General features: G+C 70.1%; 19 protein-coding genes. 6 read left to right on the forward strand and 13 right to left on the reverse strand.

Annotation, left to right across the window (positions count from 1 at the left end; all coding sequences use genetic code 11):
• Window positions 1-26 precede the first annotated feature (26 nt).
• On the reverse strand, window positions 27-3,113 hold the full coding sequence (uvrA, locus tag V1351_RS08635) for an excinuclease ABC subunit UvrA (protein ID WP_338747754.1): 3,087 nt from the start codon (window positions 3,111-3,113) through the stop codon (window positions 27-29).
• Between the two features lie 76 nt (window positions 3,114-3,189).
• Between uvrA and V1351_RS08640 the strand changes: the two genes are divergently transcribed.
• The 3 genes from V1351_RS08640 to V1351_RS08650 are packed head-to-tail and all read left to right on the forward strand — an operon-like array spanning window position 3,190 to window position 6,555.
• The gene (locus V1351_RS08640; protein WP_338747755.1) at window positions 3,190-5,004 is read left to right on the forward strand and encodes a glycoside hydrolase family 15 protein; all 1,815 of its coding nucleotides are present in this window, start codon (window positions 3,190-3,192) and stop codon (window positions 5,002-5,004) included.
• Window position 5,005: 1 nt separating this feature from the next.
• Window positions 5,006-5,674, forward strand: a complete 669-nt coding sequence (locus V1351_RS08645) for an MBL fold metallo-hydrolase (protein WP_338747756.1) — start codon at window positions 5,006-5,008, stop codon at window positions 5,672-5,674.
• Window positions 5,668-6,555 carry an EamA family transporter gene (locus V1351_RS08650; protein WP_422388961.1) on the forward strand — a complete coding sequence of 296 codons (888 nt, stop codon included), beginning with the start codon at window positions 5,668-5,670 and terminating at the stop codon, window positions 6,553-6,555. Before V1351_RS08645 ends, V1351_RS08650 begins: the two co-directional genes overlap by 7 nt.
• 18 nt (window positions 6,556-6,573) lie before the next feature.
• Here V1351_RS08650 and V1351_RS08655 read toward each other — a convergent pair whose 3' ends face one another.
• From V1351_RS08655 to coaE, 4 genes are all read right to left on the reverse strand, one after another.
• Window positions 6,574-7,557, reverse strand: coding sequence for a TerC/Alx family metal homeostasis membrane protein (locus V1351_RS08655; RefSeq protein WP_338752493.1), 984 nt, complete (start codon window positions 7,555-7,557; stop codon window positions 6,574-6,576).
• A gap of 217 nt (window positions 7,558-7,774) precedes the next feature.
• Window positions 7,775-9,862: an excinuclease ABC subunit UvrB gene (gene uvrB, locus V1351_RS08660; RefSeq protein ID WP_338747758.1), complete on the reverse strand. Its 2,088-nt coding sequence runs from the start codon at window positions 9,860-9,862 to the stop codon at window positions 7,775-7,777.
• Window positions 9,863-9,941: 79 nt separating this feature from the next.
• Window positions 9,942-10,262: a hypothetical protein gene (locus tag V1351_RS08665; protein ID WP_338747759.1), complete on the reverse strand. Its 321-nt coding sequence runs from the start codon at window positions 10,260-10,262 to the stop codon at window positions 9,942-9,944.
• On the reverse strand, window positions 10,262-11,461 hold the full coding sequence (gene coaE, locus V1351_RS08670; protein WP_338747760.1) for a dephospho-CoA kinase: 1,200 nt from the start codon (window positions 11,459-11,461) through the stop codon (window positions 10,262-10,264). The genes V1351_RS08665 and coaE overlap by 1 nt, the downstream gene beginning before the upstream one ends.
• A gap of 63 nt (window positions 11,462-11,524) precedes the next feature.
• Between coaE and V1351_RS08675 the strand changes: the two genes are divergently transcribed.
• Complete coding sequence (locus tag V1351_RS08675; RefSeq protein ID WP_338747761.1) at window positions 11,525-12,829, forward strand: hemolysin family protein; 1,305 nt, start codon at window positions 11,525-11,527, stop codon at window positions 12,827-12,829.
• A 78-nt stretch (window positions 12,830-12,907) separates the two neighbouring features.
• Here V1351_RS08675 and rpsA read toward each other — a convergent pair whose 3' ends face one another.
• A complete protein-coding gene (gene rpsA / locus V1351_RS08680; RefSeq protein WP_338747762.1) occupies window positions 12,908-14,413 on the reverse strand; it encodes a 30S ribosomal protein S1 in 1,506 nt (501 codons plus the stop codon).
• Between the two features lie 120 nt (window positions 14,414-14,533).
• On the opposite strand from rpsA, the gene V1351_RS08685 reads away from it, so the two are divergent.
• Window positions 14,534-15,388 carry a class I SAM-dependent methyltransferase gene (locus tag V1351_RS08685; protein WP_338747763.1) on the forward strand — a complete coding sequence of 285 codons (855 nt, stop codon included), beginning with the start codon at window positions 14,534-14,536 and terminating at the stop codon, window positions 15,386-15,388.
• 6 nt (window positions 15,389-15,394) lie between these two features.
• Here the strand turns inward: V1351_RS08685 and V1351_RS08690 are convergent, their stop codons facing one another.
• From V1351_RS08690 to V1351_RS08710, 5 genes are all read right to left on the reverse strand, one after another.
• Complete coding sequence (locus V1351_RS08690; protein WP_338747764.1) at window positions 15,395-16,390, reverse strand: UDP-glucuronic acid decarboxylase family protein; 996 nt, start codon at window positions 16,388-16,390, stop codon at window positions 15,395-15,397.
• Window positions 16,391-16,399: 9 nt separating this feature from the next.
• A complete protein-coding gene (locus tag V1351_RS08695; RefSeq protein ID WP_338747765.1) occupies window positions 16,400-17,401 on the reverse strand; it encodes a DUF3068 domain-containing protein in 1,002 nt (333 codons plus the stop codon).
• Between the two features lie 108 nt (window positions 17,402-17,509).
• The gene (locus V1351_RS08700) at window positions 17,510-18,049 is read right to left on the reverse strand and encodes a D-glycero-alpha-D-manno-heptose-1,7-bisphosphate 7-phosphatase (protein ID WP_338747766.1); all 540 of its coding nucleotides are present in this window, start codon (window positions 18,047-18,049) and stop codon (window positions 17,510-17,512) included.
• Window positions 18,050-18,078: 29 nt separating this feature from the next.
• The gene (locus V1351_RS08705) at window positions 18,079-18,690 is read right to left on the reverse strand and encodes a D-sedoheptulose-7-phosphate isomerase (protein ID WP_338747767.1); all 612 of its coding nucleotides are present in this window, start codon (window positions 18,688-18,690) and stop codon (window positions 18,079-18,081) included.
• Entirely contained in the window at window positions 18,687-19,730 is a 1,044-nt protein-coding gene (locus V1351_RS08710; protein WP_338747768.1) for a GHMP kinase, read from the reverse strand. The genes V1351_RS08705 and V1351_RS08710 overlap by 4 nt, the downstream gene beginning before the upstream one ends.
• A gap of 29 nt (window positions 19,731-19,759) precedes the next feature.
• On the opposite strand from V1351_RS08710, the gene V1351_RS08715 reads away from it, so the two are divergent.
• Entirely contained in the window at window positions 19,760-20,986 is a 1,227-nt protein-coding gene (locus V1351_RS08715) for an acyltransferase family protein (protein ID WP_338747769.1), read from the forward strand.
• On the opposite strand, the gene V1351_RS08720 is transcribed toward V1351_RS08715, so the two are convergent.
• The gene (locus tag V1351_RS08720; protein WP_338747770.1) at window positions 20,877-24,971 is read right to left on the reverse strand and encodes an alpha-(1->3)-arabinofuranosyltransferase domain-containing protein; all 4,095 of its coding nucleotides are present in this window, start codon (window positions 24,969-24,971) and stop codon (window positions 20,877-20,879) included. The genes V1351_RS08715 and V1351_RS08720 overlap by 110 nt on opposite strands.
• Window positions 24,938-25,660 (reverse strand): class I SAM-dependent methyltransferase, encoded by a 723-nt coding sequence (locus V1351_RS08725; protein WP_338747771.1) that lies wholly within the window; start codon window positions 25,658-25,660, stop codon window positions 24,938-24,940. Before V1351_RS08725 ends, V1351_RS08720 begins: the two co-directional genes overlap by 34 nt.
• Window positions 25,661-25,662: the final 2 nt, after the last annotated feature.

Consider the following 25,662-nt stretch of genomic DNA (forward strand, 5'->3'; position numbering starts at 1 on the left):
TCCTGTCACTGCCGGCTGAACGTGCCTCAGCCGGCCTTCTTGGCCCGTCGGGCGGCCGCACCTGCGGCGGAGGAGACACCGGACTTCGTCGCAGACGGGGTCCGTGTCGTGGTCGTCCTCGTGGGGGCAGGCTTGGCCGTCTTCTTCGCAGTCGTCTTGGCCTTCTTCGTCGGTGGGGCGGCAGGCTCCTCGTCGACGAGCTCGCCGATGACCGGGGTGGTGTCCGACTTCGCCAGGACCGGTGCGAGGAACTGCCCGGTGTGGGAACCCGGGTTGGCGGCCACGTCCTCGGGGGTCCCGGTGGCGACCACCCGGCCTCCACCGTCGCCGCCCTCGGGCCCCATGTCGATGATCCAGTCGGCACTCTTGACGACATCGAGGTTGTGCTCGATGACCAGGACGCTGTTGCCCTTGTCCACGAGCCCCTGGAGGACGATCAGCAGCTTGCGGATGTCCTCGAAGTGCAGGCCGGTGGTCGGCTCGTCGAGCACGTAGACGGTGCGACCGTTGGACCGCTTCTGCAGCTCCGCAGCGAGCTTGACGCGCTGCGCCTCACCGCCGGAGAGGGTGGTGGCGGGCTGACCGAGGCGCACATAGCCCAGGCCGACCGCGTTGAGGGTTCTCATGTGGCGCGCGATCGCCGGGACCGCGGCGAAGAAGTCCTCCGCCTCCTCGATCGGCATGTCGAGCACCTCGGCGATGTTCTTGCCCTTGAAGTGCACCTCCAGCGTCTCGCGGTTGTAGCGCGCGCCGTGGCACACCTCACACGGGACGTAGACGTCGGGCAGGAAGTTCATCTCGATCTTCAGCGTCCCGTCACCGGAGCACGCGTCGCACCGACCGCCCTTGACGTTGAAGGAGAAGCGGCCGGGCTGGTACCCGCGCACCTTCGCCTCGCTCGTCTCGGCGAAGAGTCGACGCACGTGGTCGAAGACACCCGTGTAGGTGGCCGGGTTCGACCGCGGCGTCCGACCGATGGGGCTCTGGTCGACGTGCACGACCTTGTCGAGGTGCTCGAGCCCGGTGACGGTCTTGTGCCGACCGGGCACCTGCCGGGCACCGTTGAGCTTGTTGGCCAGCACGCGGTAGAGGATGTCGTTGACGAGCGTGGACTTGCCCGAGCCGGACACACCGGTGATCGCGATGAAGTTCCCGAGCGGGAAGCTCACGTCGATGTCGTGCAGGTTGTGCTCGCGTGCACCCCGCACGCTCAGTTCCCGCCCGGGGCGCTGGGGACGGCGTGACGCAGGCAGCGGGATCTCCAGGTGCCCGGCGAGGTACCGGCCGGTCGCCGAGCGCTCGTTCGTGAGCAGCTCCGACAGCGGTCCGGAGTGCACGACGTCACCGCCGTGCTCGCCGGCGCCGGGACCGATGTCGACGACCCAGTCGGACGAGGCGATCGTGTCCTCGTCGTGCTCCACGACGATGAGCGTGTTGCCGAGGTCACGCAACCGGGTGAGCGTCTCGATGAGGCGGTGGTTGTCCCGCTGGTGCAGACCGATGCTCGGCTCGTCGAGGACGTAGAGGACACCGACGAGACCGGAGCCGATCTGGGTGGCCAGTCGGATCCGCTGCGCCTCACCGCCGGAGAGGGTCCCGGCGGCGCGGGAGAGCGAGAGGTACTCCAGACCGACGTCGAGGAGGAAGCCGAGCCGGGCGTCGATCTCCTTGATCACCTGCTCGGCGATCTGCAGCTCCCGGTCGGTGAAGTCCACGGTCCCCAGGAAGCCGGCGGCCCGGGCGATGGACATGGACGAGACGTCGGCGATGCTGTACCCCCCGACGAGCACGGCCAGCGACTCCGGCTTGAGCCGGGTCCCGTTGCACGTGGGGCACGGGATCTCGCGCATGTACCCCTCGTAGCGCTCCCGGCTCCAGTCCGACTCGGTCTCCGCGTGCCGGCGCTTGACGAAGGAGATGGCCCCCTCGAAGCCCGTGCTGTACGCACGCTCCCGGCCGAAGCGGTTGCGGTAGCGCACGTGCACCTTGTGCTTGTGACCGTGCAGCAGTGCCCTGCGGGCACGCTCCGGCAGGGCCCGCCACGGGGTGTCCATGTCGAATCCCAGGTCGTCACCGAGCGCGGCCATCGTCCGCTGGAAGTACTGGGCCGACTGCGTTCCCTTGGCCCAGGGGGCGATCGCTCCCTCACCGAGGCTCAAATCGTCGTCCGGGACGACGAGCTCGGAGTCGACCTCCAGCTCCGTGCCCAGACCGGTGCAGACCGGGCAGGCACCGAAGGGGGAGTTGAAGGAGAACGATCGCGGCTCGATCTCGTCGATGTCGAGCGGGTGGTCGTTGGGGCAGGCCATCGTCTCCGAGTAGCGGCGCTGGCGCTGCGGGTCGTCCTCCGCCAGGTCGACGAAGTCGACGACGACGACGCCGCCGGCCAGACCCAGTGCGGTCTCGACCGAGTCGGTCAGGCGCTGCTTGTTGGCCCGGTCCTGGTCCCCCTTCGCCACCAGTCGGTCGACGACGACGTCGATGGTGTGCTTGACCTGCTTCTCCAGCGTCGGCGGCTCCGAGAGGGTGATCACCTCGCCGTCGACGAGGGCACGGCTGTACCCCTTGGCCCGCAGCTCGGCGAAGAGATCGACGAACTCGCCCTTGCGGGCACGCACCACCGGGGCCAGGACCTGGAAGCGGGTGCGCTCCGGCAGCTCGAGCAGTCGGTCGACGATCTGCTGGGGGCTCTGCCGGGTGATGGGCTCACCGCACACCGGGCAGTGGGGGCGACCGACGCGGGCGAAGAGCAGACGCAGGTAGTCGTGGACCTCGGTGATCGTGCCGACCGTCGAGCGCGGGTTGCGGTTCGTCGACTTCTGGTCGATCGACACGGCCGGCGACAGGCCCTCGATGAAGTCGACGTCGGGCTTGTCCATCTGCCCGAGGAACTGCCGGGCATACGCGGACAGCGACTCGACGTAGCGACGCTGGCCCTCCGCGAAGATGGTGTCGAAGGCGAGCGAGGACTTGCCCGACCCGGACAGGCCGGTGAAGACCACGAGCGAGTCCCGTGGGATGTCGATGTGGATGTTCTTGAGGTTGTGCTCACGGGCTCCCTGGACGACGATCCGGTCGTGCAGTCGGGAACCAGCGGCCTTGGCAACAGTCACCCTCCCCACTCTAGGTGCCCCCACCGACAGCCACCTCCCCCTCCGCCATCAAGCGGAGGGGCCTAGCCTGTGGAGGATGAGCACCCCCATCGAGGACTACGCAGCCGTCGGCGACACGGAGACGGCCGCCCTCATCTCACGCAAGGGCTCGGTGGACTGGCTGTGCCTCCCGCGCTTCGACTCGCCCTCGTGCTTCACGGCCCTCCTCGGGACTCCCGAGCACGGACGATGGCTCATCGGCCCCGTGGGCGAGGCGAGCACCACCCGCTCCTACCGGGACGACACCTTCATCCTCGAGACCGAGCACCGGACGGCCACCGGCGCAGTCAGGGTGACCGACGTCATGCCCCTCAGCGACGGCCGCGCGGACCTCGTCCGGGTCGTCGAGGGCCTCGAGGGCGAGGTCGACATGGAGCACGAGTGGATCGTGCGGCCCAGCTACGGCCGGATCCGTCCCTGGGTGGCCCACTCCCCCGGCCACGTGCGCGACCACGACGTGATCACGGCCATCGCCGGCAACGACATGCTGGTCCTGCGCGGCTCGCGGCTCCCGCACGCCGACAACGGCCACCACTACGACCGGTGGACCGTCCGGGCCGGGGAGCACTACAACTTCTCGACCACCTGGTTCGCCTCCTACAAGCCGATCCCTCCGCCGCTGGACATCCAGGACCGGATCGCGAGCACCCACGCGCGCTCCCAGCGATGGGCCTCGCACTGCACCTACGAGGGCCCGTACCGGGACGAGGTCGTGCGCTCGCTCCTCACCCTCCGGCTGCTCACCGACACCCGGCGGGGAGGAATCGTCGCCGCCGCGACGACCAGCCTGCCCGAGGACTTCGGCGGCGTCCGCAACTGGGACTACCGGTACTGCTGGCTGCGCGACGCCTCGCTCGCGCTCGAGTCGCTGCTGAAGTCCGGCTACGTCGAGGTCACCAAGCTGTGGCGGGACTGGCTCGTGCGGGCCATCGCGGGTGACCCGGAGGACATGCAGATCATGTACGCGGTCGACGGCGGTCGGGAGCTGCCCGAGCGCGAGCTCGACCACCTCCCGGGCTATGCGGACTCCCGCCCGGTCCGCGTCGGGAACGGCGCCGTGGACCAGAAGCAGACCGACGTCCTGGGCGAGGTGATGATCGCCCTCGAGGATGCCCGGACCCAGGGGCTGGAGGAGTCTCGGCAGTCCTGGGCCATCCAGCGGGCCATGGTGGACAACCTGGCCCGGCACTGGCAGGAGCCCGACCACGGGCTCTGGGAGATGCGCGGCCCCAAGCAGCACTTCACCCATTCCCGGGTCATGGTCTGGGCCGCCTTCGACCGCGCGATCCGCGGCGTGGAGATCCACGGCTACGAGGGTGACGTCGAGACCTGGCGCGACCTGCGCGACCGCGTGCGCGCCGACATCCTGGACAAGGGGTGGAACGAGGCGAGGCAGACCTTCACCCAGCACTACGCGACCGACGAGGTCGATGCCTCGCTCCTGCTGATCCCGGTGGTGGGCTTCCTCCCGCCGGACGACCCACGGGTCCACGGGACCATCGCCGCCGTCGAGAAGGACCTCATGCGCGACGGCTTCCTGCTGCGGTACCGCACGGAGAGCGGGGTCGACGGCCTCGCCGGCGACGAGCACCCCTTCCTCGCCTGCTCCTGGTGGCTGGTGAGTGCGTACGCGCTCACCGGTCAGTTGGACAAGGGGCACGCGCTGATGCGACGACTGCTCTCGCTGCTCAACGACGTCGGCCTCATCGCCGAGGAGTACGACGTGGGGGGCGACCGTCAGGTCGGCAACTTCCCCCAGGCCTTCAGCCACCTGACCCTCATCGGTGCCGCGTACGCCTTGTGCGACGCCGAGAACGCCGCCACACCCACCCACCCCGTGGAGGAGGACTGACATGACCACCACCTACGACCCCGACGTCCAGCCCGGAGGCCCCGTCGCGGTACGCACCCTGCCGGCCCTGACGATCCGCAAGATGTCCGTCTCGCAGATGCACAACAACGTCTACCTGCTCACCTGCGCCGGCACGGGCGAGCAGCTGCTCATCGATGCCGCGGACGAGGCCGAGCGGATCAACGAGCTCATCGCCACCGCGGGCTCGGGGCTCGGCCACCTCGTCACGACGCACCAGCACTGGGACCACGTGCGTGCCCTGGCCGACATCAGCCGCGACCACACCCCGGAGATGTATGCCGGGGAGGACGATGCGCCCGCCCTGCCCGTACGCCCGGACCACCGGTTGCGCCACGGCGACACCATCCGCTTCGGCGACGTCTCCCTCGACGTCATCCACCTACGGGGGCACACTCCCGGCTCGGTCGCGCTGGCCTACGACGACCCGGAGGGGCACACCCACCTCTTCACCGGCGACAGCCTCTTCCCGGGCGGCGTCGGGGCCACCGATCGCCCGGGCCAGAACTTCGCGTCCCTCTACGCCGATGTCACCGACCGCGTCTTCGACGTGTACGGCGACGACACCTGGGTCTACCCGGGCCACGGCTCCGACACCACGCTCGGTACAGAGCGACCCCACCTGCAGGAGTGGCGAGAGCGGGGGTGGTGACGACACCACGGTTCGTCCCCGCTCCCCTGCTCGTCCTGGGGGCCATCGTCTCCGTCCAGTTCGGCGGAGCGCTCGCCGCCACCCTCGTGCCGCAGATCGGCGCGGCCGGTTCCGTGCTGCTGCGACTCGGCTTCGCCACCACCGTGCTGCTCGTGGTCGCCCGTCCGCGGTGGCGCGGGCACAGCCGCCGCGCGTGGCTGACCGTCACGGCGTTCGGCGTGGCCATGGGGCTGATGAACTTCGCCTTCTACGGCTCACTGGCGCACCTGCCCATCGGCGTGGCCGTCACCATCGAGTTCACCGGCCCGCTGACGCTGGCCGCGGTGCTGTCCCGTCGCCCCAGGGACCTCTTCGCCGTGGCAGCAGCCGCCGTCGGCGTGCTGCTCATCTCCCGCGCGCTCAGCGTGCCGATGGCACAGCTCGAGGGCACCGGTATCGTCCTGGCGCTCCTCGCGGGTGTCTGCTGGGCCGGCTACATCATCTTCTCGGGTCGGACGGGCGCCGAGTTCCCTGCGCTCGAGGGGCTGGCGTTGGCCATGGTCGTGGCCACGCTCGTCATCCTCCCCTTCGGTCTCTGGGACGTCACCGTGCACGGGACGAGCGCCTGGAGCGGTGCGGTCGTCCTCACCGGCCTCGGTGTCGCCGTGCTGTCCTCGGTCCTGCCGTACTCGCTGGAGCTGCTCGCCCTCCGGCGGCTGCCGGCGAAGGTCTTCGGCATCCTGCTCAGCCTCGAGCCCGCCGTCGCCGCCCTCGCCGGTCTGGTCGTGCTCGGACAACGGCTGGACCCGGTCCAGCTCGGCGGGATGGTCCTCGTCGTCCTGGCCAGCACGATGGTCCTCGGCCTGGGCGCCCGCCGCGAGCCGGAGCCCTCCGGCATCTGAGGGTCGGGGCGAGGGAGGTCAGCTGCCGGAGCCGGCCCGGGCCTCGTCCTTCTTCGTCTTCCACAGGCTGGCGATCGTCGTGACGCCGAGGATGACCACGATGGCACCCATGGAGACGCCGATCGGGATCTCCGGGACGGACAGCGGCTCACCACCGTTGATGAAGGGCACCTCGTTCTCGTGGAGAGCGTGCAGGATCAGCTTGACGCCGATGAAGGCGAGCAGGACCGACAGGCCGATCGTGAGGTACACCAGCTTCTTCAGCAGACCACCGATGAGGAAGTACAGCTGGCGCAGCCCCATCAGGGCGAAGAGGTTGGCCGTCAGGACGATGTACGGCTCCTTGGTGAGCCCGTAGATCGCCGGGATGGAATCGAGCGCGAAGAGCAGATCGGTCATCCCCAGGGCGAACACGGCGATGAACATCGGCGTGACGACCAGCGTGGCGTTCTTCTTCGTGAACAGTTTCGAGGACCACTCGGTCGTGCTGGGCAGGGTCTTCTGCATCCAGTCGACGACGCGGTTCTGCTCGTACTCCTCCTCGGCCTCGCCCTCGGTGGCGAGCTTGACCGCGGTGTAGAGGAGGAAGACACCGAAGATGTAGAAGACCCAGGAGAACTGGTTGATCGCGGCGGCACCGAGAAAGATGAAGATCGTGCGCAGGACGATCGCGATGATGATGCCCCACAGGAGCGCGGTCTGCTGGTACTTCTGCGGCACCCCGAACTTGGCCATGATCAGCAGGAAGATGAACAGGTTGTCGATCGAGAGCGAGTACTCGGTCAACCACCCCGCGAAGAACTCGGTTCCTCGCTCGGGCCCGGCCATGATCCACATGCCGATGCCGAAGAGGACGGCCGCGGTGATGTAGATCCCCAGGACGACGGAGACCTCGCGGGTGGAGGGCACGTGTGGGTTGCGGGCCACCCAGATGACGTCGAAGATCAGCACGAGGGCAGCCACCCCGAGCGTGAGCAGCCAGGCCCACGTGGGCACGACCATCGTGCCGCCACTGATGATCGTCGGCTGGAGAGCGGAGAACGTTGACAATGGTTACCTTCCGGACAGAGACATCACGTCCGGAGGTCTCTCCCGCCCGTGGGCCGCTGCCCCGGGACGGTGAGGACCGACCGTGATGACGAGGCTGACGCTCGGGGATACTCCCCTCCGACTCGACCATGTTGGCACATCGGGGGCGTTCAGGCGCATCCGACGGTGATCACCGTGTGGCCGCCGTCATCTGGCGCAGCTCCTTCTTCAGGTCGCCGATCTCGTCCCGCAACCGGGCAGCGAGCTCGAAGTGCAGGTCGGTGGCCGCCTGGTGCATCTGGTCGGTCAACTCCTGGATGAGGCGCGCCAGCTCGGTCGCCGGCAGGTCACGCTCACGACCCTCGGTTGACGCGCTCGACGCGGAGCGGCTCGACTTGCCGCGCGACTGGGCCCGGGCCGACCCGAGCAGCTCGTCGGTGTCGGCGTCCTCGCGCTGCAGCATGTCGGTGATGTCCGCGATCTTCTTGCGCAACGGTTGCGGGTCCAGACCGCGCTCGAGGTTGTAGGCGATCTGCTTCTCCCGGCGACGGTTGGTCTCGTCGAGCGCCTCCTGCATCGACGGCGTGACCTTGTCGGCGTACATGTGCACCTGGCCGGAGACGTTGCGGGCCGCACGACCGATCGTCTGGATCAGTGACCGCGCGCTGCGCAGGAAGCCTTCCTTGTCGGCGTCCAGGATGCTCACGAGCGAGACCTCGGGCAGGTCCAGCCCCTCGCGCAGCAGGTTGATGCCGACGAGCACGTCGTACTCCCCCAGCCGCAGCTCTCGCAGCAGCTCCACCCGCCGCAGGGTGTCGATGTCCGAGTGGAGATACCGCACGCGCACCCCCTTGTCGAGCAGGTAGTCGGTGAGGTCCTCGGCCATCTTCTTCGTCAGCGTCGTCACGAGCACGCGCTCATCGCGCTCCGCCCGCTCCCGGATCTCGTGCAGGAGGTCGTCGATCTGTCCCCTGGTCGGCTTGAGGACCACCTCCGGGTCGATGAGTCCGGTCGGACGGATGACCTGCTCGACGTGACCATCGGACTTGGCCATCTCGTAGTCCCCCGGCGTCGCCGAGAGGTAGACGGTCTGGCCGATGCGCCCGAGGAACTCCTCCCACGTCAGGGGCCGGTTGTCCATGGCACTCGGCAACCGGAACCCGTGCTCGACCAGCGTCCGCTTGCGGGAGGCGTCGCCCTCGTACATCGCCCCGATCTGCGGCACGGTCTGGTGGGACTCGTCGATGACGAGCAGGAAGTCCTCGGGGAAGTAGTCCAGGAGGCAGTTGGGCGCACTGCCCGGCTCACGACCGTCGATGTGCATCGAGTAGTTCTCGATGCCGGCGCACGAGCCGATCTGACGCATCATCTCGATGTCGTAGGTGGTGCGCATGCGCAGTCGCTGGGCCTCGAGCATCTTGCCCTGTCGCTCCAGGTCCTCCAGCCGCGTCGCCAGCTCGGTCTCGATCCCCGAGACCGCTCGCTCCATCCGCTCCGGACCCGCGACGTAGTGCGTCGCCGGGAAGATGTGGATCTCGCTCTCCTCGCGCACGACCTCGCCGGTGAGCGGGTGCAGGGTGTGGATCCGCTCGATCTCGTCGCCGAAGAACTCGATGCGCACCGCCAGTTCCTCGTACATCGGGATGATCTCGACGGTGTCACCACGCACCCGGAAGGTCCCGCGGGTGAAGGCCAGGTCGTTGCGGGTGTACTGCATCGTCACGAACTGGCGCAGCAGGTCGTCCCGCTCGATCTCCTCCCCGACCTTCAGCGTCACCATGCGGTCGACGTACTCCTGCGGGGTCCCCAGGCCGTAGATGCAGGACACCGAGGCCACGACGACGACGTCCCGCCGGGTGAGCAGACTGTTGGTCGCCGAGTGGCGCAGGCGCTCGACCTCCTCGTTGATCGAGGAGTCCTTCTCGATGTAGGTGTCGCTCTGCGGGACGTACGCCTCGGGCTGGAAGTAGTCGTAGTAGCTGACGAAGTACTCGACGGCGTTGTTGGGCAGCAGGTCACGGAACTCGTTCGCCAGCTGCGCCGCGAGCGTCTTGTTGGGGGCCATGACCAGGGTCGGCCGCTGGACCTCCTCGATCAGCCAGGCCGTCGTCGCCGACTTGCCCGTACCGGTGGCGCCGAGCAGGACGATGTCCTGCTCGCCCGACCGGACCCGGCCCGCGAGGTCGGCGATCGCGGTGGGCTGGTCGCCGGCGGGCTCGAAGTCGGAGACGACCTCGAAGGGAGCCACCGTGCGTTGCAGGTCGGTTACGGGGCGCATGGTCCTCACGGTATGTCAGGGGTGTGACAGGGCGGTCACCCAAGAGCAACACCGACCGGAGCGCCCGGATTCCCGCCCGTCACACCCCGCCGGAGCGGACCGTGCGCCAGTGCCGACCGGGCCCTCGTCGCAGCGTCCACCGACCGAGATGGGCGATCGCGCCCAGGTCGCGGGCCATGACCCGCACTGCGTCCTCGGCGAGGTCGTCCTCGTGGACGTCGCGGCTCGCAGTGACGAGGAAACGCAGGTGCAGCTGCGGTTGACCCCGCACGACCTCCACCGACCGGTCCTCGACCAGGTGCGTGCGCGACAGCAGCTCATCGGCCCGCGGCAGGACGGTCGGTGGGTCCACCCCGGCGCGCACGCCGAGCACGTCGAGGGCGAGCCGATAGGACGGCATCAGGAGTCCTCGTGCAGTGGCGTCCACCCGGCCCGACGCGCCCACGCCCGCGCCCCCTGGTGCACGGAGTCGAACCACGGCTCCTTGGCCGCGGCGTACTCCTCCCGCGGGAGTCCGAGCGCTGCGAGGCGCTCCTTCTCGGCACGGTAGACCGCCCGGGCGTCGGGCTCCGCACGCAGCCAGTCGCGGAAGAGCAGCGCCCAGCGCCACCCCGGGGAGCCGACCTCCCGCACGTGCAGGTGGATCGGGACTGCCGGGTCGCACCCCCGGTGGTACCGCTTCGGCCAGTGCCCCCCGCCCTTCGGGTTGTCCCGGGTGATGTCCGCCCGGCGAGGCCACCCCCCTTCGCGCATCGCGCTGGTGAAGTCCGCCGAGTCCGCGACCTCCAGCGACGCGACGCCGACCTGCAGATCGATGATCGGCTTGGCATACATCGGCACCGACGTGGAGCCGATGTGGTCGACGGTGAGGGCGAGGTCACCGAGGCGGTGCCGCAGTCGGGCGATCTCGCGCGCGGCCATGTCCGGCCAGGCGGGATCGGGTTCGGTGAGGACGAGCTCCTCGGGAGCGGTCACCGGACGCATCGCGGCGAGGTTGTCGGCGAAGGGGGTCAGCCGCTCCCGCCAGAGCCGGTCCACCGCAGTCAGGAGGGCCCCAGGGGTGCCGTTGTTGTCCAGCAGGACGTCGGCGACCGACCGCCGTTGCTCGTCGCCGGCCTGCGCCGCCACCCGTGATCGGGCCTCGTCCTCCGGCGTCCCGCGAAACTCCACGAGGCGCCGCACGCGCTCCTCTTCGGCGGTGTCCACGACGACCACCAGGTGGTACCCACCGGCCATCTGCTTCTCGACGAGCAAGGGCATGTCGTGCACCGCGACCCGGGCGCCCCCGGCCGCCGCCGCGTCGAGCCTTCGGGCAGTCCGCTCCCAGATCGCCGGATGGGTGATCTCCTCCAAGGCGGTCAGCGCGTGCGGATCACCGAAGACCAGCCGACCCAGTGCCGGACGATCCAGGGCTCCCTCGGCGTCGAAGACCCCGTCCCCGAACTGCGCCCGGATCAGCGCCAGTGCCGGCTCCCCCGGCTCGACCACCTCCCGGGCCATGAGGTCGGCATCCACGACGACCGCGCCGAGCTCGGCCAGGCGCCGTGAGACGGTCGACTTGCCGGAACCGATCCCACCGGTGAGGCCCACGCGCAGCATGTCGGTTATCCTAGCCGCGCTCCGTCCGACACAGGGTGCCCTGTCGTGGGTAGCGTCGTCGTCGTGGACTCGCAGACACTCGTCAACCTCCTGCTCGTCATGGTCTTCGTCCTCGTCGGGGGTGTCTTCGCAGCCACCGAGATGGCCATCGTGACCCTTCGTGAGGGGCAGGTCCGGGCGCTCGAGGACAGTGGTGAGCGCGGACGACGACTGGCAGGTCTGGTGCGCAACCCGAACCAGTTCCTCTCGGCGGTGCAGATCGGCGTGACCGTGGCCGGCTTCTTCTCCTCGGCCTACGGAGGCTCGACGATCGCCCCGGACCTCGTGCCCGGTCTGGTCGCCGTCGGCGTCCCCGAGGCCGCGGCCGGCACCCTCGCGCTCGTCGCGATGACCCTGCTCATCGCCTACCTGTCCCTCGTCTTCGGCGAACTGGCGCCCAAACGCCTGGCGATGCAGCACAACCTCGCCTTCACCCGGGTCCTGGGGACCCCCCTTCGGCTGTTCGCCACCATGGTCCGCCCGGTCATCTGGTTGCTCTCGGTCTCCACGAACGCCGTCGTCCGGCTGGTGGGAGGCAACCCCTCGGCCTCGGAGGACGAGATGAGTCCGGAGGAGATCCGTGACCTCATCGAGGGACACCAGGGATTGCGCCCCTACCCCGGGCGCATCCTCACGGACGTCTTCCGGGCGGGCGAGCGTTCGCTGACCCGCGTGATGCGCCCGCGCACGGACGTGCACTTCCTCGATGCGGACCTGACGCTCGACGAGGCCAGGAGCACGGTGCGCGACCTCCCCCACTCACGCTTCCCCGTCATCGGCAAGGACGTCGACGACGTGGTCGGGTTCGTCCACATCCGCGACCTGCTGCTGCCTCCCTCGCCGCAGGAGAGCACCACCCGCGTCCGGGAGCTCGCCCGCACCATCCTCGCGCTGCCCGACAGCCTCGAGGTCCTCCCCGCGCTGTCCCACCTGCGATCGGAGAAGCAGCCACTGGCCATCGTCGTCGACGAGTACGGGGGAACGAGTGGGTTGGTCACCACCGAGGACCTCGTCGAGGAGTTCGTCGGCGAGATCTACGACGAGCACGACATCGGCTCCGACCCGGAGGACGCCACCCGCCGCCGCGGGGAGAGCCTCGTCGTGGACGGGTCGCTCAACGTCGAGGAGCTGTCCGACCTGATCGGTACCGACGTCTCCGACGAGGACGTGGACACGGCCGGCGGCCTGGTCATGTCACGACTCGGCCGCCTGGCCAGGGCCGGTGACGTCGTGGAGGTGGCCGGGCAGCGCCTCGAGGTCCTGTCCGTCGACGGTCATCGCGTTGCGCGTCTGCGGGTCACCGCCGTCGACCGACCACCCCACCCATGACGAAGCGACCACCCCATCCATGACGACGGGGGCGTCGCACCAGTGGTGCGACGCCCCCGTCGTGGGGTGCTGCTCGAGTCAGTTGCCCGTGAGCTTCTCGCGAAGCGCGGCCAGCGCCTCGTCCGAGGCCAGCGTGCCCTCGTTGGTCGACGCGGCGGCGGGAGCCGCCGGACCGGTGCTGCTCGGGGCGGGAGTGCTGCTGTCGGAGCTGTACGAGGTGCTCGCGACCTCGTCGCCTCCCTCGGCCGCAGCGGCGTCGTCGGCCGCGGCCTTCTCCATCTGGGCGCGGTGCGCTTCCCAGCGGGCGTGTGCGTCGGCGTACTGCTTCTCCCACGCCTCACGCTGCGCCTCGTAGCCCTCGAGCCACTCGTTGGTCTCGGAGTCGAAGCCCTCGGGGTACTTGTAGTTCCCCTGCTCGTCGTACTCAGCGGCCATGCCGTAGAGGGTCGGGTCGAACTCGGTGAGGTTGGCGCCGTCCTCGTTGGCCTGCTTGAGGCTCAGCGAGATGCGGCGACGCTCGAGGTCGATGTCGATGACCTTGACGAAGATCTCCTGACCGACGTTGACGACCTGCTCGGGCAGCTCCACGTGGCGCTCGGCCAGCTCGGAGATGTGCACCAGGCCCTCGATGCCGTCCTCGACGCGCACGAACGCACCGAAGGGGACGAGCTTGGTGACCTTGCCCGGGACGACCTGACCGATCGCGTGGGTCCGGGCGAAGTGCTGCCACGGGTCCTCCTGCGTCGCCTTGAGCGACAGGGAGACGCGCTCGCGGTCCATGTCGACGTCCAGGACCTCGACCGTGACCTCGTCGCCGACCTCGACGACCTCGGACGGGTGGTCGATGTGCTTCCAGGACAGCTCGGAGACGTGGACGAGACCGTCGACGCCACCCAGGTCCACGAAGGCACCGAAGTTGACGATCGACGAGACGACCCCGGTGCGGACCTGACCCTTCTGCAGCTCCTTGAGGAAGGTGGTGCGGACCTCGGACTGCGTCTGCTCGAGCCACGCGCGCCGTGAGAGCACGACGTTGTTGCGGTTCTTGTCGAGCTCGATGATCTTGGCCTCGATCTCCTTGCCGACGTACGGCTGGAGGTCGCGGACGCGGCGCATCTCCACCAGGGAGGCAGGAAGGAAGCCACGCAGGCCGATGTCGAGGATGAGACCACCCTTGACGACCTCGATGACGGTGCCGGTGACGACCCCGTCCTCTTCCTTGATCTTCTCGATGGTGCCCCAGGCACGCTCGTACTGAGCGCGCTTCTTGGACAGGATCAGGCGACCTTCCTTGTCCTCCTTCTGGAGGACGAGGGCCTCGACCTCGTCGCCGACGGCGACGATCTCGGCGGGGTCGACATCGTGCTTGATGGACAGCTCGCGCGAGGGGATGACGCCCTCGGTCTTGTAGCCGATGTCGAGGAGCACCTCGTCGCGATCGACCTTGACGATGTGGCCCTCGACGATGTCGCCATCGTTGAAGTCCTTGATCGTGGCGTCGATGGCGGCGAGAAGATCTTCCTCAGAGCCGATGTCGTTGACGGCGATCTGAGGGGCGGTCGTGTCGACCGTGCTGGCAGTCATGTAGTAGGAACTCCGATTGTGGACAATTGATCGTACGGGCAGGTGGATACACAAAAGTGCTCTCTCATGCTAGTCGCCGCCGGGCACGTGGGCAAAACCCGATCCGGGTACGGTCCGCACATGGGTGACGCGTGGTCCGACGAGTCGAGTGATGGGTGGTCGGGCGGGATGAGTAGGGTCGCACGCCGCGACAGCGGGCACCGCGAGACGGTGGCAGCCAACCGCTCCTGGTGGGACCGTGAGGCCACGGGGTACCTCCACGAGCACGGCGACTTCCTCGGCGATGCCGAGCTGGTCTGGGGTCCCGAGGGGTGGACGGAGTCGCAGCTGCGCGTCCTCGGCCCACCGGAGGACCTCCGGGGCGCCGATGTCCTCGAGTTCGGCGGTGGCGCGGCGCAGGGTGGACGGTGGTGCGCCGCCCAGGGCGCCCGCGTCGTCTCCAGCGACCTGTCGGGCGGGATGCTGCGCACCGCACGCCAGGTCGACGCGCGGTCTCCGGGGCCCGCGCCGGAGCTCCTCCAGGCGGACGCCACCCGGTTGGGGCTGGCCGACGCCAGCTTCGACATCGTCTTCTCCGCGTACGGGGCGACTCCCTTCGTCGCGGACAGTGCCGGGCTCATGGCCGAGCTGGCCCGTGTCCTACGGCCCGGGGGGACGCTCGCCTTCTCCACCTCGCACCCCATCCGCTGGGCCTTCCCCGACGTCCCGGGACCGACCGGGCTGACCGCCACGGCCTCCTACTTCGACGAGACCCCCTACGTCGAGGACGACGGGGGGCGGGCCAGCTATGTCGAGCACCACCGGACGATGGGTCACCGGATCGCCGAGATCATCGACGCCGGTCTGGTGCTGCGCGCGGTGATCGAACCGGAGTGGCCCGCCGACAACACCGGGGTCTGGGGAGGATGGTCGCCCTTGCGCGGCCGGCACTTCCCCGGGACGGCGATCTTCGTCGCCACCCGTCCCGGCGGATGAGACCGGTCAGGTGCCGCCGAGGAGCGACGTGGTCCGCTGCGAGTCCAGCGGCAGGTGCGAGCGGTGCGCCATCTGCGACTCGGTCCGGAACCAGTCGATCGTGCGCCGCAGAGCCGTCTCGATGTCGACCTCCGGCCCCCAGCCGAGCAGGTGCCGGGCCAGGGTGGTGTCGGGCTGACGCACGGTCGGGTCGTCGACGGGACGCGGGATGTACTCGATGACCGAGGTGGACCCGGCCAACTCGATGATCCACGCCGCCAGGTCGTGCATGGAGATCTCGTGCGGGTTCCCGATGTTGACCGGCCCGGGGTGGTCGCTGTCGGCCAGTGCGAGGATCCCGGCAACGAGGTCGTCGACGAAGCAGATCGACCGGGTCTGCGACCCGTCACCGGCCACGGTCACCGGGTCACCGGCGAGCGACTGCCGGATGAAGTTGGGTATCGCCCGTCCGTCGTTGGGCCGCATCCTCGGACCGAAGGTGTTGAAGATCCGCACGATGCCGGTGTTGATCCCGTGCGTGTTGCGGTGGGCCAGGGTGACTGCCTCGCCGAAGCGCTTCGCCTCGTCGTAGACACCGCGAGGTCCCACCGGGTTGACGTGCCCCCAGTAGCTCTCCGGCTGCGGGTGCACCTGAGGATCGCCGTAGACCTCGGACGTCGAGGCGAGGACGAAGCGGGCCCCCTTGTCCCGAGCCAGGGAGAGGGCGTGCATCGTCCCGATCGACCCGACCTCGAGGGTCTCGATCGGCAGCTGCAGGTAGTCCACCGGACTGGCGGGTGAGGCGAAGTGGAGGATCAGGTCGACGTCGCCCTCGACCCGGACGTCGCGGGTGACGTCGACCTGACGCAGCTCGAAGTGCGGGTCGCTCCGCAGGTGCGAGACGTTCTTCGGATCACCGGTGACGAAGTTGTCGAGGGCGATGACCTCATCACCACGTGCGAGCAGTCGCTCGCAGAGGTGCGAGCCGAGGAATCCGGCGCCACCGGTGACGACTGCGCGCATCACGTGTCCTCAGCCGCGGTCGCCGAAGACCGGGTCACCGCGGTCGTCTGCGTGGGCCGGCACGTCGCGGTTCCTGCGTCGACCGATGATGACGGACAGGACCAGACCGGCGAGCAGCAGGACGAGACCGACCACGGTGAAGAGGACCGGGAGCGTGGATTGGATCATCGCCAGCTGCGTCGACTTCGACTTGTAGTCCTCGACGTTCGTGTCGACCGTCTCCTGGGTGAAGCTCGAGGTCGTCGTCAGGGCGTTGACGGTCTCGCCGTCGTGGCGGAACTCCTGGTGCTGGTCCTCGACGCGGTCGATGATGACACCCGTGACGGGGTCGACCCAGAAGGTGCGCTCGTTGGAGTAGAAGCGGTCGGCCTCGACGGCGGGCGCAGAGGGTGCTCCACCGAACAACGATCCCGGTAGCTCCATGGTCGTGTACTTGGTCAGCGGGACGTCGCTGGTGAACTTGTACAGGTCCATGCCCTGGAGCGTCTCCTCACCTTCGTACGTGACGGAGAAGGCCTGGCCCACGGTCGCGTCCCACCACTCGTAGGTGTCGACGGCCTTGGTGTCGAAGGGGAACTTCACCAGCAGTCCCTCACGCTCGACCTCTTCGCCGTTCTCGGACTCACCACAGCAGTTGATCGCCTCGCCGGTGTGACGGTCGAAGACCATCACGGACGTGCTGCCGGCCATTGGCATGTTGTCGCCGTTGTTGTCGCTGACCTGCCCCATGTTCCACACCGCGACGTCACGGCCGGTCTCCTCGGACGCGGCCTCGGAGGCCTCCGGGTCGCCGATGATGCGGGCGGTGGTGGTCAGCTCGCCGGTGGCCCCCGGCTCGACGTTGTCCGCGTCGAAGAAGGTCGCGTTGGGGTCCTGGATGACCGACGTGGTGTTCTGGTCGGTCGGGACGACCGCCAGTTTCGGATAGGCATAGAACCGGAAGAGCAGTCCCATGGTGAGAATGAACGCGCCGACGCCCATGATGATCGCCGGCAGCAGGTACTTGCGCACGAGAGAAACCCTCCTTGGCCCTAAACAACTTACCGGACGGTAGCACCTCTTCGCCCGCGCTTCGGTCAAAAGGCAGACTAGAGGACGTGGCGTTCGCCACTGTTGACCTCAGGATGGCCTGTCGTCGACCGGATCGGACCCGAGGACCCGGTCGAGAACCTCCACGATGCCGACGGACCCGTCGACGCGGAGCGTCCGCATCCCGAGACGTGCCGCCGGTTCCAGGTCGGAGGGCATGTCCCCGATCATCAGGCACCGGTCCGCGCTCGCCCAGGGTGCGCGCGAGAGCGCGGCGCGGAAGAGCCCGTCCTGCGGCTTGCGGCAGCGACACTCTCCCTCCTCGTGGGGACACACCGCGATGCCGTCGAGACGCCCGCCACCGAGCGCCACCTCCTCGCGGAGGCGCGCGTGCACGGCGACCAGGTCCGCGCCGGTCATCCGTCCGCGCGCGATGCCCCGCTGGTTCGTCACCAGGACGATGCGACATCCTGTCGCGGCGATCCTCCCGACGGCACGCCCGGCGCCCGGCAGCATGACCAGGTCCTCCGGGCGGGTGACGTAGCCATCCGGGACCCGGACGTTGAGCGTCCCGTCGCGATCGAGCAGGACGAGGTCGAAGGGGGCCCCGGGCCCGGCGGAGTCGATCACCGCCGGGCCGGACCACCACGGCTGCCGGGTCAGCCCTGCTCCTGCATCGCGTGGTCGACCGCCTCGCACCAGGCATGGGCCCAGAGCAGGTGGACCTCCTGGATCCGTGGTGTCTCCCGGGAAGGAACGACGAGGAGGTGGTCGGCGAGATCCACCAGGCCGGCACCCTTCTCCCCCGTCATCAGGATCGTGACCAGGCCACGCGAGCGTGCCTCCGCCAGGGCGGCGACGATGTTGGGACTCGTGCCCGAGGTGGACATCGCCAGGAGGACGTCCCCCGGTCGGCCGAATGCCTGCACCCCGCGCACGAAGACCTGGTCGAAGCCGTAGTCGTTGCCGATCGCGGTCAGTGAGGAGTGCGACTCCGCCAGGCTGATCGCCGGCAGCGGGTGACGGTCCACGACGCACTTGCCGAGGAACTCGGCAGCGATGTGGCTGGAGATCGCGGCGCTGCCACCGTTGCCCGCGACGAGGAGCGCGCCGCCGGACCCCAGCGCTGCCAGGACGGCCACGCCGGCAGTGTGGGCGCGGTCGCGCAGGTCCGGGGCGGCGACCTGCTCTGCCAGCCGGCCCCAGGCCTCGATCCCGGCCTCGAGCCGGGTCGCGACGAGGTCGGCTCCCGAGCGTTCGTGCGTGGTCATTGGCGACCCTTCCAGGTGGTCACACCGTGCGTGGTGAAGGTGAACTCCGAGACCGTCAGCCCCAGCTCGATCAGGGCGTCGGCGACGACGTGGCGCCGCTCGAACTCGCAGATGAAGATCAGGTGGCCACCGCCACCCGCGCCGGTGACCTTGCCCCCGAGTGCACCGCTGCGCATGGCGATCTCGACTGCCTGGGAGATCAACGGCGTCGTGATCCGCGAGGACATCCGCTGCTTCTCGCGCCAGGCCTCGCCGAGCAGGTGGCCGACCTCGTCGACCTGGCCCCTCAGGAGCGCGATCCGCATGGCGTCCGCGAGGTCCCGCTGGGCTCGCAGGCCGGCCACGGCATCCAGGTCGCCGGTCTCGTACCGCGAGACCTGGTCCTCGATGATGTGGTCACTGACTCGGGTGCGTCCGGTGTACGCGAGCAACATGTTGTGCTCCAGCTCGTGCACGGTGTCCGCACGCACGCGCAGGGGGTTGACGACCACCTGGCCATCGGTGCGGAACTCCATGAAGTTGAAGCCACCGAAGGCAGCCGCATACTGGTCCTGGGAGCCGCCGGGGATCGCGAGGTCCTCGCGCTCCAGTCGGTAGGCGAGTTCGGCGATCTCGTACGGACCCAGATCGAGACCGCAGTGTCGGGCGACGAGGTCGATGACGGCCACCATCACGGCGCTCGAGCTGCCCAGACCCGATCCCGGAGGTGCGTTGGTGTGCAGGAAGAGGTCGAATCCGCCCGAGGCCATCGCTCCCTCGAGCGCCATGATGCGGGCGATCGCCGCCTTCGGCAGGTCGAGCTCACCGTCGAGCTCGAGCGGGGCGCCGACGTCGTAGCCGATCGAGGTCCCGTAGTCGTGGGACTCGACGGTGATGTGGCCGTCATCGCGTGGGCGCAGCGTCGCGTAGGCGTAGCTGCCGATCGTGGCGCTGAGGACCGCTCCCCCTTCGCGCTCGGGGAAGGGAGCCACGTCCGAGCCACCGCCGGCGAAGCTGACCCGAAGGGGCGCGCGGGCACGCAGTACCGGGCGCACGGTCATGGACATCCCTCTCATGCAGCACAATCGACGTGTACCGAATAGTAGGTGACGACATCGACGCACGTTTGCACGCCCGACCACGCATCCTCGGCCTCGACCTGCTCCGGGCGCTCGCGGCCTGGCTCGTGCTGCTGTCCCACGTGGCCTTCTGGACCGGCAGGAGCAGTGCGGGCATCGTCGGCGGGCTCGCCGCCCGCGGCGAGCTCGGGGTGGCCATCTTCTTCGCCCTGTCGGCCTTCCTGCTGTCCACCCCCTTCGTCCGACGGGCGCTCGGGCAGCCAGCCCGGTGGTCACTCGGCACCTACCTGGTGCGCCGGGCAGCACGGATCATGCCTGCCTACCTGCTGGCTCTCGCCGGGGTCGTGACCGCGGCAGCCGTGATCGGAGGCGCTGCCGCTGACGTGCTCGACCTCCCGACCGTGCTCGTCCACCTCGTCGTCGGACAGGGGTGGACGGGACGCACCTTCCAGTCCTTCACCCAGACGTGGAGCCTGACGACCGAGGTCACCTTCTACCTGGTCCTCCCGGTCGTCGCGCTGGTGCTGGCTCGTCCGACGAGAGGAGCCACCCCCTTGGCAACGGCCCACCGGCTGCTCGTGGCCTGTGGCGTCGTCGCCGTCGTCGGGTTGGTTTGCCAAGGGGCCACCGGTCTGCTGCCGAGCCCCGAGGACGCCGGTGTCCTTGGTACCTCGGCAGCCGGGCACGCCGCGTGGTTCGCCCTGGGGGCGGCCGTCACGGTCGTCATCGAGGCGGAGCACGCCGGCCATCCGGTCTCCCGACGGCCGTGGCTGGAGGTCCTGCGCACCAGTCCCGGCACCCTCGTCCTCCTCGCCGGCGTCCTGTGGCTGGCCGCCTCGTCGGACGTCGCCGGGCCACGCGGGCTGGAGCCGGCGAGCGGGCTCGAGTCGGTTGCCGCCGAGGCGCTCTACGGCCTGGTCGCCGGATGCCTCCTGCTCGCGGCGACGACCCGTGGCCTGACCGAGCTGCTCACCGACTCGTCTGTCGCCGGCCCCGCGCGATGGCTCGGTGACATCTCCTACGGCGTCTTCCTCTGGCACGTCGTCGTGCTCCAGGTGAGTTTTGCGGTGCTTGACCTCCAGCTCTTCGCCGCTCCCTTCGGCCTCGTCCTCGTGCTGACCACGGTCGTCAGCGTGGGGCTGGCCCATCTGTCGTGGAGCCTGCTGGAGCGTCCGGTGCTGGCCCGGGCCCACCGGCGCCGGCACGCGCCAGTGCCCCAGCCAGCATCCCGAGCGTGAACGTCCCCAGGCCCTGCGCCACCCAGGCCCCGGCCGACTGACGCTCGGCCACCCCGAGGACGGCGAGTGCCACCCCGGCGCCGGCGAGGACGAGCGCCACGGCGAGCCAGCGGAACCGAGGGGGAACCAACGCTCCCGGCACGGCGACGAGCAGACCGAGCGGTCCGGCCACGAGGAGCCCGATGACCGCCGCGGACAGGACACCGATGACGATCGGCCCGCGCCCGCGACCTGCGTCCGGCATGGACGCGGTGGTCCCGCCCCCCGCCGGGTCGGCGCGTTCGTGCGGCCCTTCGCCACCCGGAGCGGGAGCCGCTCGTCGGCGCAGAGCCAGCTCGATGGCTCCCCAGATGAGGAGCAGCACCGCCGCGACGGCGCCGGCGGCCAGGGCCGCTCGGTGCGTGCGGTTGGGGGTGAACTCGACGCCGACGGTGGTGGCCGGCCCCGCCGGTACGACGAAGGCCTGGCGCCACCCGTCCACGGTGACGGGACGCAGGGTCTGACCGTCAGTCGTGATCGCCTGCCAGCCCTCGTTGGCGCCCTGGGTGAGCACCAGCAGCGAGCGCTCGCCCGACCCGACGTCGAAGGACCAGCTGCCGGCGTGCTCACGGTGGCTGGCGACCGCCCGGGTCCGGGTCACCCCGGGAGCGGTCCAGCCCTCGGGGACCAGCGAGACCCGCTCGGCCACGAGTCCGGGGACGGCGGTGGCGGTGACCGTCCCGTCACCGGCGGGCAGGTCCCCGCACGGGGTGGCCGCCACCGGCCCACCCTCGATGAGGGCACGGCGCGACGCATCGAGGGAGAGTCCGACCCGACCGTCCCCACGGCCGACGGAGCCGGCCTGACCGCAGTCCAACCGAACCTGCTCCCGTGGCCCGTCGATCCCCGGCACGGTCACCTCCGGCGCCGACCATGCGGCACGACCGGGCGGTCGGGGAAAGCTCAACGTCAGGTGCTGCGTCCGCTGTCGCGGGATCGTCAGCGTGGTGCCGCTGGGCAGGACGTACCGCTCGGAGTCCGTGGCCACGGTGACACCACCGACCGCGCGGTCGAGCCGGATCGTGCCGACCTCCTGCTCGGCCTGGAAGTCGATGGACAGGACGGGGTCGGCCGTCCCGGCGGCGGGAGTCCACCGCGTGTCCGGGTCACCGTCGAGCGCGGCGACCGGCCAGCGCTCCAGGTCGGCCGACGAGGCGAATCCGTCCGGCAGGGTACTGCCGTGCAGGCTCCAGGGCGCGGCGACCAGATCCTGGCCGGCGGCACCCGGACGGATCCGCACGGTCGCCGAGATCCGGCTCCTGGGCAGGGCACCGGCCCGCCGAACCAGGGTGCTCGGGTCCTCTCCCGCGGTGAGGTCCGCGCCGGCACGCGGGTCGCGGGTGAACAGCACCGGCCCGCTGCCGTCCGGGAGGGTGAGTCCGGTCCCGAGCCGCGGCCCCCCGTCGAGCTCCACCTCGCGAACCCCCACGGGTCGGGCATCGTCACCGTCCGCCCCCGGCTGCGTCCTGAGGTCGATGGTGATCTCGTCGCGATCTGCGCCGTCGAGAGGGACGTGCCAGGTCATCGAGTCCTGTGGCCGGCTTCCCTGCCTCCCGTCGACGGAGACGGACGCGAGGCGGCCGAGGTCACCTCCCCAGGCCTCGTGGACGAGGACCTCGCGGGGTGAGGCCGTCTCGTCGAGGTGGAGGGTGATCTGCTGCGTCGCAGCCCCGTCGCCGCTGACCCACGCTGTCGCCGGGTCCCCGTCAACGAGTGCCGCGGGCCCCTCCCCAGGGCTCCGCGGGGCACGGGCGAAGGGGGAGGCCGCGCTGGAGCTGGTGGCGATCCCGGAGAGGCCGATCCAGAAGCGGGTCGTCCAACTCGCCCCCGGGCCCGCGCCATCGGCCGGAGGGGCCGTGAGCGCCCGGCTACCCACGGTCGTCGGCAGGCGGTCCCCGGCCGGGAGGGTCGGACCGCTGCCCAGCGCCGGTGGGCGGCCGGAGTTGAGCGCCTGCCAGCGCAGGGTGTCCGTCCTCACCTGCGCGGGGCGGTCGGCGGTGGGTTGCCGCGTCACCGATCGGGGGTCCAGCAGTCCCGCCGCGACGAGTGCGAACCACCCTTCGGGGGCGGCTGCCACGGTGACCACGGCGTCGGTCGGGACCATGGTGACGGGTGAGGCCGGCTCCTCCAGGCGCCAGATGCTGATCTCCTCACGACCCTCCCCGTGGGACCACGTGCGGCTCAGCCCCGGCGAGGCCGCGAGCGTGGCGGCGACCCGGCCCGGGTCCACGGCAGCGAGGTCCTGGCCCAGCCCCCCGCGCACGACCACCCGGGAGATCCCGAGACGGCGCAGGCCGGCAGCCAGCTCCGGTTGGCTGCGTCCGGTGGCCGCGAGTGCGTCCACGTGGTCGAGCACGCGGGTCGCTCCGGGATGCCCCAAGGGTGCTGCGGCCCGGACGAGGACCGGCGAGGACGCCAGCGCCCGCAGCGGCTCGTCGGTGACCCGCCCCCAGGTGAAGTCGGCTGTGCGTGCACCCGGCAGGACCAGCGTGGTGCCCCCGTCCTGCTCGGCCAGGGCGTCGACCCTCTCGGCGGTCTGCGTCCAGGTCGCGGGGATGCCCCGCGGTGCCCAGGCGTCGCCGACCCGGCCCACCCACACCGGGGAGAGTGCGCCGACGAGGGCGAGCACGGTGGTGACCACCACGACCTGCCGCACCAGCGGTCCCGCTCCCCGCTCGATCCGTGTCGCCCAGTGGGCCAGCAGTCCCACGCCCACAGCGACGGGCAGGCGCACGAGAAGGTCTGCCTTGTGCACGTTGCGCAGCGGCGCGAGGGGGCCGTCCAGGAGGTGCTGGACCGGTTCGGCGAGGAGCCCCGAGCCCGCGCCGGTGCGGCCCATGGTCATGGTGACCGTCCCGACGAGAACCAGCAGGAGGGCCCACCGCGTGAGATGGGCCCCTCCCCCTTCGTCGGTGGTGACCGGCTCGGCCCGCCGTCTCAGCAGACCCGCCAGCCCCAGCCCGGCGAGCACCGTCGTGGCGATGATCGCGGTGACCGACTGCGCCAGCACCCATCCGCTCTGCCAGGTCGGGTGGTCGCCGTCAGTGAGGATGAAGGCGATCCAGTGCTCGGTCCCCCGCAGGACATTGGTCACGGTGGCCACCGCGGTCGTCATGGAGGCCACCTCGATGTGGTCGAGGAAGGGGTAGGAGTAGCGTCCGAGCACGATGAGGGGGCCGAGCCACCACAGCGCCCCCAGGACGGTCGCCGGCAGCCACCAGGCCAGGGCGCGACCCCGGCCACGGGCCGTGGGGGCCACCGCGATCCACGCCGCCGCGGGCACGAGCGCGACAAGGGAGACCGTGGCGTTGACGCCACCGAGGCAGAGCGTGAGCAGGCCGGTCGCCACCGCCCCCCTGCGTCGACCTGTTCTCCCGGCCGCCGGCGCGACCATCCGGTCCGCGACGAGCACCAGCCAGGGCGCGAGCGCATACGGCCACACCTCGACGGAGATCTCCGCCAGCACCGTGAGCACCCGCGGTGACAGTGCGAAGACGACGGCGGTGACCAGGGCGGGGACCGTCGGCAGACCGACGACGCGACGGGCCAACCGCTCCGCGCCCACGAAGGCGACGACCAGGAGCAGGGTCCACCACAGTCGTTGGGTGACCCATCCGGGCAGTCCGGCAGCATCGCCGGCGAGGAAGACGGAACCCATCGGCCAGAGGTAGCCATAGGCCTGGTTCTGCAGCTCGCCGATCCCGGTGTGATCGTTCCACGCCCACAGGGAGCGCCGGAGGTACCTGGCCGGGGAGACCACGAGGTCGGTCTTGGTGTCCGGCTGGAGTCGTCCCGGGGCGATGAGCCACGGCAGGACGGCCACGAGCAGCGTCGCCGCCAGTCGCTGCACCCGTTGTCGGACCTCCTCGACGGCTCCTGCGTCCGCAGCCGACCCGGTGTCCTGCGCCGGGGTCATCGCCGCCGAAGGACGAGCAGGAGGTTCCACGTGAGGACCTCGCGGACACCCGGCAGACGCAGGATGGCCGCGCACCAGTCGGGCAGGTAACGCGGGCGGGCGGCGAGGACCTCGACGTCCGCGCCGCGGGCCCAGCGCAGCCCCTGACGCACGGACACGCGGTAGAGCGTCTCCCCCACCCTGTTCTTCGGCGGGTGCCCGTGCGTGCGCTCGTAGCGGCGGATGGCCCGCTGCCCTCCGAGCCAGTGCCAGGGCGAGGTCTCGTGCCCGCCCCACGGGGAGAGCCAATTGGTGTAGGACAGCAGGACGATCCCGCCGGGTCGGGTGACGCGCAGCAGCTCGTCGGCCACGGCCTCGGGGTCCGGGACGTGCTCCCACATGTTGCTCGAGAAGACGACGTCCACCGATGCCTCGGCCAGGGGCAACCGCAGTGCGTCGCCGACCACACCACCGTCGCGTACCGACGCGACCATCGGATCGTGGTCGAGCGGGACGTAGCGCGCCCCCTCCTGCCGAAAGGCCCGGGCGAACTCGCTCGGCCCGGCACCGACGTCCAGGACCGTCCGGCCGTGCAGGCCGGTGTGCTCACGCAGCAGGTCGATGGAGTCGGCCGCGAGCTCCGAGTAGAAGCGGTGCGGGTCCGTCTGCTCGACCAGGAAGGCCGAGAAGAGCCGCACCGAGCGTCGGATCCCGCGATGCGCGGGCGGTGGGGTGGTCATCG

This window comes from Janibacter sp. A1S7 (assembly GCF_037198315.1).
GTDB classification, from domain to species: Bacteria; Actinomycetota; Actinomycetes; order Actinomycetales; family Dermatophilaceae; genus Janibacter; species Janibacter alittae.

Bases quoted from the DNA above. Each gene is read 5' to 3' on its own strand.
- V1351_RS08705 (WP_338747767.1), bottom strand. From the start codon at position 18,690: ATGACCACGCACGAACGCTCGGGAGCCGACCTCGTCGCGACCCGGCTC.
- V1351_RS08690 (WP_338747764.1), bottom strand. From the start codon at position 16,390: ATGCGCGCAGTCGTCACCGGTGGCGCCGGATTCCTCGGCTCGCACCTC.
- V1351_RS08685 (WP_338747763.1), top strand. From the start codon at position 14,534: ATGGGTGACGCGTGGTCCGACGAGTCGAGTGATGGGTGGTCGGGCGGG.
- V1351_RS08640 (WP_338747755.1), top strand. From the start codon at position 3,190: ATGAGCACCCCCATCGAGGACTACGCAGCCGTCGGCGACACGGAGACG.
- rpsA (WP_338747762.1), bottom strand. From the start codon at position 14,413: ATGACTGCCAGCACGGTCGACACGACCGCCCCTCAGATCGCCGTCAAC.
- V1351_RS08655 (WP_338752493.1), bottom strand. From the start codon at position 7,557: ATGGTCGTGCCCACGTGGGCCTGGCTGCTCACGCTCGGGGTGGCTGCC.
- V1351_RS08725 (WP_338747771.1), bottom strand. From the start codon at position 25,660: ATGACCACCCCACCGCCCGCGCATCGCGGGATCCGACGCTCGGTGCGG.
- V1351_RS08710 (WP_338747768.1), bottom strand. From the start codon at position 19,730: ATGACCGTGCGCCCGGTACTGCGTGCCCGCGCGCCCCTTCGGGTCAGC.
- uvrB (WP_338747758.1), bottom strand. From the start codon at position 9,862: ATGCGCCCCGTAACCGACCTGCAACGCACGGTGGCTCCCTTCGAGGTC.
- V1351_RS08645 (WP_338747756.1), top strand. From the start codon at position 5,006: ATGACCACCACCTACGACCCCGACGTCCAGCCCGGAGGCCCCGTCGCG.
- V1351_RS08665 (WP_338747759.1), bottom strand. From the start codon at position 10,262: ATGCCGTCCTATCGGCTCGCCCTCGACGTGCTCGGCGTGCGCGCCGGG.
- coaE (WP_338747760.1), bottom strand. From the start codon at position 11,461: ATGCTGCGCGTGGGCCTCACCGGTGGGATCGGTTCCGGCAAGTCGACC.